Genomic DNA, 6,168 nt, shown 5'->3' with positions numbered 1-6,168 from the left:
AAGGAAGGTCCTCAGGCTTTTTTTTCAAAAGAAGAACTTGATCGTATTGCTAGTAACGTTATCAATTCAAATGTATTGCAATCCTCATCAATATCATTTGCAAGTGGGTTACCAGGTGGCGTAGCTATTGCAGCAACCATTCCTGCTGATATGGCTCAGTTTTACGGATACTCTTTAAAACTAGCTCAAGAAATATCATACGTATATGGCTATCAGAATATTTGGACTAACCAAGACGAATTAACGGAAGATGCAAAAAACACGCTAATTCTTTACTTAGGTATCATGTTTGGTGTGAGTTCCGCTGGATCAACTATTCGTATTTTATCTAATAAATTAGCCTTACAAGCACTAAAACAGCTACCTAATAAAACGTTAACTAAGCATCTTTACTTTACAATATTGAAAAAGGTACTGGCTATCTTTGGAACAAAATTAACGAAAGCAACTTTTGCTAAGGGAGTATCCAAAGTTATTCCAGTCGTAGGGGGAGTTTTATCAGGAAGCATGAACTATCTGTCATTAAAACCAATGGCTAACAAACTGAAAGATGAGTTGGGTAAATCCGTCAATTATACGCAACAAGATTTCGAACAAGATATCAAAATATTAAACGAAGAAGATGTATTAGTTACAGAGTATGAGCCAAATGGTACAACAACATACGATCCGTCTGATATCAATCAAATAGACAAAATTTAATTAACGGGGAGGTATATGATGTCTCAACAGATTGTACTGCCAATTAAAGACTCTAACGTCTTAAAAATGGTACAAGACACCTTATTAGATAGTTTTCGGGCGGGTCGCCGTAACTACACTATCTTTCAAGTCGGCAAGGCCACCTTGCTGCGGGTGAGTGATGTGATGACGTTAAAGAAATCCGATGTCTATAATCCAGATGGCTCTGTTAAACACACGGCCTTTATTCATGATAAAAAGACCGGTAAAGCAAATACACTATATTTAAAGCCCGTGCAACAAGACTTGTTGCAGTATCATGATTGGCTGGTCCAACAAAACCTTAATTCTGATTGGTTGTTTCCCTCAACGACTCACCCAGACCGTCACATCACCGAGAAGCAATTTTATAAGGTCATGGCACGTGTTGGTGATCTTTTAGGAATCAACTATCTAGGAACGCATACCATGCGTAAAACAGGCGCTTATCGGGTCTATACGCAGTCAAACTATAATATTGGTTTAGTGATGCATTTATTAAACCATTCAAGTGAAGCTATGACCTTAACGTATCTTGGATTAGATCAAGCTAGTCGAGAAACGATGTTAGACCAAATTGATTTTGGGTAATGAATGTTTAGAACTTAGTAGTCGTCCAAAAACGACTACTTTTTTTGTTGAATCGTCCAAGGACGATTCGATGCTTTTGACTTGTAAGAACAGGAAAGTATTACTACTCATGATTGGTTGAATGGAGGCAAATGAAATAAAATTCAAATACATGAGCGAAGCGAATTTTAATAAACACGCTTGACGGAAAAAGAGTACAGTTTCACGTAAGTGATCTGTACTCTTTTTTAGCACAAACCTATCAATTTTTCGTAAGAAAAATTTGGTGGGTATAAGTGCGCCCTTAGTAAAAATCGCTAAGGGAATATTTTTCAAATTAATTTTGTATCAGCGCACCCCTTATTTTTAAGGGCGCACTTATACGCAGTAACTCTCGTTTGCGGGTAATGTGCGATAAAACTTAATTTACATTTCGTTTTATCGTCAGGCGTGTTGGTTAAAACTCACGCTGTTCGTGTGATGTTATCAGCATATTTTTTTATCGTTCGTAAATAGTCGTGATAGGCTTCTAATTCTTCTAAAGATAATTCAAATAAATTAATTTGGTTCATGTTTGATAATTGTTTTAATAAATTTACTTGTAGGTTTGTCGAATCACTTTTATCGAGTTCATTATTTAAAACATAGTTCAACATTTTTGAGTGAATCGCTGATTGAAATTCATTGATTATCTCAATTTCAAATGTTTTTCTGTAATCTAATGTCATGTTGTTTGCTCCTTTCTGGTTTCGCTTTGCTCAACTAAACATTTACTTTTAATTAAACAGACTTCGCTAGTTTAATCAAAAATAAACGTGCGAATAAAAAGCAAATCATTTTTAAAGCTCATAAAATGCGTTCTAAGGCGTTTTATGAGCTTTAGGTGTAAATTTATTCTCTTTGCTTTTAAAAGCCTGTATCAGCTTGACATTAGTGTTTAAATTGATTTTAACCTAATTTTAGGGTGCTTACTTCTTTTTGGGTGCGCTAGTTTATTCAAAAGGAATCCTGTAAATGAAAAAGTAACATGCTCCACAAAGCTCTATTTTTAGTTTTAAGGGGGTTTTCGTTCTAAGTCTACTTTTGAATCTGCTTTTGGGTTGTTAGGGCTTGCCCTGACCGTCTGTAAGACGCTTGATTGCATGATATGAGTATTTAGCTAGTCAAACAGTTAAAACAGCTTATATGAGCAATTAGAGGGAATCCACTAAATTCATAAAAGTGGTTTTGATCTTTTCTTTTAGCGAGTGAACGAAGTGAACGCTGCAAGTAAAATGTGAGCGTGGTTTTCGCTCACTCCTTTTTTTGATGACTTTGATCGTTACTTTTACATTTTTGAAAAAAATAAAAAATAGGCGAAGCCTATATTACATTTATCTTATATATTTTAATCTTTTGTTCTTTTGCGTGAAAAAAAAGCCAGTGTTTCCAGTCGTATGCAGAATTAAACAGTCAGAAAAAACTGTTTATACAGTCAGAAAAAACTGTTTATACAGTCAGAAAAAACTGTTTATACAGTCAGAAAAAAATTGAATAACTGACTGTATTTTGATAGAATAAAAGCATAGAGAAATACCCGACTAAAAGTCTTTCTCTATGCCTACTTAAAATTACTCACAAAGGAGTATTTCTATGTCTATTATACCAGAAAAACAAAACAATCAAAAGCAGGTGCTGACCTTGAATGAACTATCAAAACGTAAAGTGGTAGAGCATAACAGCTTGATTACCTCAATCGCTAAAATGGAGAAAACCTCACTCAAAATGTTTGAGTTAGCGGTTTCTTGTATCAATACCGAAGAACCGCCAGAAGACAATACAGTTTTACTCTCAAAGGCTGACCTTTTCGCCTTCTTTAACGTGTCTGATAATGATAAACACAGTCGCTTTAAACAAGCGGTAGAAACCATGCAAAAGCAAGCCTTTTTCAAAATCCAAGAGCAAAAAGATAAAGGCTTCAAGTTTATTAATATTGTCCCTATCCCTTATGTGGAGTGGAACGATTATAATGACGAAGTCACTATCCGTTTTGACCAAGCGATTATGCCTTATTTAATCAATCTTAAAAAGAATTTCACGCAACATGCTTTGTCAGACCTTGCCGAACTCAATAGCAAGTACAGCATTATCTTGTATCGTTGGTTGTCTATGCACTACAATCAATACGAGCATTACAGCGTGAAAGGCGGACGGAGAGCCGACCAAGTGGAAAGCTACCGCAATCCCTCAATCACAGTCAAAGAATTACGACTGATGACTGATACTGTCAAGGAGTACCAACATTTCCCTCATTTTGAGAATTGGATATTAAAAAAACCATTGGAAGAAATTACTAAGTACACGTCTTTTAACGTGACTTATGACAAAATCAAAAAAGGACGTTCGATTGATTCTATTGTTTTTCATATTGAGAAGAAACGCCGAGCAGACGATAACAGCTATAAGTTAGAAGATAAAGATTATCAATCCGGCAAAGAGGAAAAATCAAGAAATGAAGCTGACTTATTAAAACAGGCAATGGAAAGCAAGTACACACGATTATTGATTGAAAACTTTCTCTTATCCCCTCTTGAAATGACGGACACGGCACTTATGGCAGGTTTGCAAAAGAACGTCTATCCGTTGTATGACGAGTTAAAGGAATTAAGAGGATTGAATGGGGTCAAAGACCATTTAAGCTATGTAGCCAGCAAACAAGAAGCTTATTCAAAACGTAATGTAGCCAAGTACCTTAAAAAAGCCATTGAACAATACCTACCAACTGTAAAATTACAAGACCTTGACCAACCAGAACGTGCAAGTGTTCGAGGTAAAGGAGCAAGCCATGAGTGAGAATCTAAAAACGATCAAAGAGCTTGCGGATGAGTTGGGTGTATCAAAAAAGAAAATTCATTATCAAGTATCTAAATTAGATAGTAATTTGATACAAAGATTAGACGGTACTATCTATCTTAACAACGCTGCTATAAAAGTGATTAAAGGGAATATTGGATATGTCCCTAAAACTAAATTAGATAGTGTTGGTGTCCAAAATAGACAGTATTTAGATACCAAATTAGACACCGTAAATACAAGTTTAATTGATGAAAAAAATGAACGAATCAATTATCTAAAAGAGCAAATAAAGAATAAAGATAATCAAATATCTGTTAAAGACGAACAGATAAAAAGTTTAGTAGACGTACAAAAACAAACTCAAAATCTTTTAGATCAGCAACAACGACTAGCCTTACAAGATAAAAAGTTGTTAGAAGAATACAAAGCAGAAAATGACAGCTTAAAAGCTCTCAAAATGCCCTCACAGGAAACAGAATTCAAACACTTAGACAATCAATATAAAGATGAAGTGAACGCTCTTAAAGAGCATTTGGAAACTTTGCAGGAGCAAATCAAAGATCAAAAAAGGATAGAAGAACAAGAAAAACCAAGAAAATGGTGGGAACTATGGCGAAAATAGATGATTCAGTTAAAAAGAAAGTTCCAGAATTGCGATTTAAAGGATTCACGGATGAATGGGAAGAGCGTAAGTTTGCTGATTTTATTGATGTTAAGTCTGGAAAAGACTACAAACATCTGAATTCTGGATCAATACCTGTCTATGGAACTGGTGGATATATGCTAAGTGTAGATAGAGCGCTCTCAGATACAGATGCCATTGGGATTGGAAGGAAAGGTACAATTGATAAGCCTTATTTATTAAAAGCGCCTTTTTGGACTGTCGACACCTTGTTTTACGCTGTTCCTAAACAAAATATTGACCTTCAATTTTCACTATCTATTTTTAAAAAAATAAATTGGAAAAAATTTGATGAATCTACTGGTGTACCTAGTTTATCGAAAACTGTAATTAACAGTGTGAGTGTTTCTGTTCCAAATTTTGAAGAACAACAAAAAATCGGGTCATTCTTTAAACAGTTAGACGATACTATCGCTCTTCATCAACATAAGTTAGATTTGTTGAAAGAACAGAAAAAAGGCTTCTTGCAAAAGATGTTTCCAAAAAATGGCGAGAAAGTTCCTGAATTAAGATTTGAGGGATTTACGGATGATTGGGAAGAGCGTAAGTTAAGTGAAATAGGAAAAATTGTTACAGGAAATACACCTAATACATCTAATAAAGACTATTATAATGGCGATTTTTTATTTGTTAGTCCAGCAGATATACAAGAAAATAGGTATGTAAATAAAACAACCACAACGCTCACAGAATTAGGTTTTAAAACAGGAAGGTTAGTTCCAAAAGGAGCAACATTATTTGTTAGTATAGGATCAACAATAGGTAAAACAGGACAATCAATTTGTGATGTAATAACAAATCAACAAATCAACTCAGTAATATCTTTTTCAGATTATGATGATGATTTTATCTACACAAGTATTTTAAATTCATCAACCAAAATAAAACAGCTTGCAGCTACTCAAGCCGTACCAATAATAAATAAAAATGAATTTGGAAAATCTATAATTAAAATCCCTAGTTTAGAAGAACAACAAAAAATTGGAGCCTTCTTTAAACAGTTAGATGACATTATCGCTCTTCATCAGCGTAAGTTAGATTTGTTGAAAGAACAGAAAAAAGGCTTTTTACAAAAGATGTTTGTTTAGGGTCTATAATTAGATTATCGCCCCTAACAAAACCTATTAAAAACAGCCCCTTATATCTACTGGTTAGATATAAGGGGCTGTTTTTAATTTTATATGGTATAATAACCCATAAAAACTATAAGAGATTAGGTGTAAAAAATGGCAATAAATAAGGAAAGCGTAGCATTAAATGTAATCAACGAATCTTTGAAATTACCTTTTATCAAAGTAGATCGCTCTGATTTTTTAACTAAAACATTTAGTAACAAAATAGATGATATGCCAAAGTTATTC

The 6,168-nt window shown here is 34.1% G+C and carries 6 protein-coding genes; 5 read left to right on the top strand and 1 reads right to left on the bottom strand.

What is annotated here, in order from left to right; genetic code table 11:
• On the top strand, positions 1-702 hold a 702-nt coding region (locus tag IGK14_RS17390), incomplete at its 5' end, for a bacteriochlorophyll 4-vinyl reductase (RefSeq protein WP_438712825.1).
• 18 nt (positions 703-720) lie between these two features.
• Positions 721-1,311: a site-specific integrase gene (locus tag IGK14_RS17385; RefSeq protein ID WP_438712823.1), complete on the top strand. Its 591-nt coding sequence runs from the start codon at positions 721-723 to the stop codon at positions 1,309-1,311.
• A 443-nt stretch (positions 1,312-1,754) separates the two neighbouring features.
• Here the strand turns inward: IGK14_RS17385 and IGK14_RS17380 are convergent, their stop codons facing one another.
• The gene (locus IGK14_RS17380; RefSeq protein WP_002336758.1) at positions 1,755-2,018 is read right to left on the bottom strand and encodes an epsilon-antitoxin; all 264 of its coding nucleotides are present in this window, start codon (positions 2,016-2,018) and stop codon (positions 1,755-1,757) included.
• A gap of 904 nt (positions 2,019-2,922) precedes the next feature.
• On the opposite strand from IGK14_RS17380, the gene IGK14_RS17375 reads away from it, so the two are divergent.
• The 3 genes from IGK14_RS17375 to IGK14_RS17365 are packed head-to-tail and all read left to right on the top strand — an operon-like array spanning position 2,923 to position 5,895.
• On the top strand, positions 2,923-4,122 hold the full coding sequence (locus tag IGK14_RS17375) for a RepB family plasmid replication initiator protein (protein WP_016628116.1): 1,200 nt from the start codon (positions 2,923-2,925) through the stop codon (positions 4,120-4,122).
• Entirely contained in the window at positions 4,115-4,747 is a 633-nt protein-coding gene (locus IGK14_RS17370) for a hypothetical protein (RefSeq protein ID WP_016628117.1), read from the top strand. The genes IGK14_RS17375 and IGK14_RS17370 overlap by 8 nt, the downstream gene beginning before the upstream one ends.
• Positions 4,735-5,895: a restriction endonuclease subunit S gene (locus IGK14_RS17365; RefSeq protein WP_375815006.1), complete on the top strand. Its 1,161-nt coding sequence runs from the start codon at positions 4,735-4,737 to the stop codon at positions 5,893-5,895. The genes IGK14_RS17370 and IGK14_RS17365 overlap by 13 nt, the downstream gene beginning before the upstream one ends.
• The last annotated feature ends 273 nt before the right edge of the window (positions 5,896-6,168 follow it).

Source organism: Enterococcus sp. DIV0970a (genome assembly GCF_051711265.1).
GTDB lineage: Bacteria > Bacillota > Bacilli > Lactobacillales > Enterococcaceae > Enterococcus_D > Enterococcus_D casseliflavus.
The sequence above is the reverse complement of the archived record's forward strand: the minus strand, read 5'-3'. Positions and strand labels throughout refer to the sequence as shown.

Bases quoted from the DNA above. Each gene is read 5' to 3' on its own strand.
- IGK14_RS17385 (WP_438712823.1), top strand. From the start codon at position 721: ATGTCTCAACAGATTGTACTGCCAATTAAAGACTCTAACGTCTTAAAA.
- IGK14_RS17380 (WP_002336758.1), bottom strand. From the start codon at position 2,018: ATGACATTAGATTACAGAAAAACATTTGAAATTGAGATAATCAATGAA.
- IGK14_RS17365 (WP_375815006.1), top strand. From the start codon at position 4,735: ATGGCGAAAATAGATGATTCAGTTAAAAAGAAAGTTCCAGAATTGCGA.
- IGK14_RS17370 (WP_016628117.1), top strand. From the start codon at position 4,115: ATGAGTGAGAATCTAAAAACGATCAAAGAGCTTGCGGATGAGTTGGGT.
- IGK14_RS17375 (WP_016628116.1), top strand. From the start codon at position 2,923: ATGTCTATTATACCAGAAAAACAAAACAATCAAAAGCAGGTGCTGACC.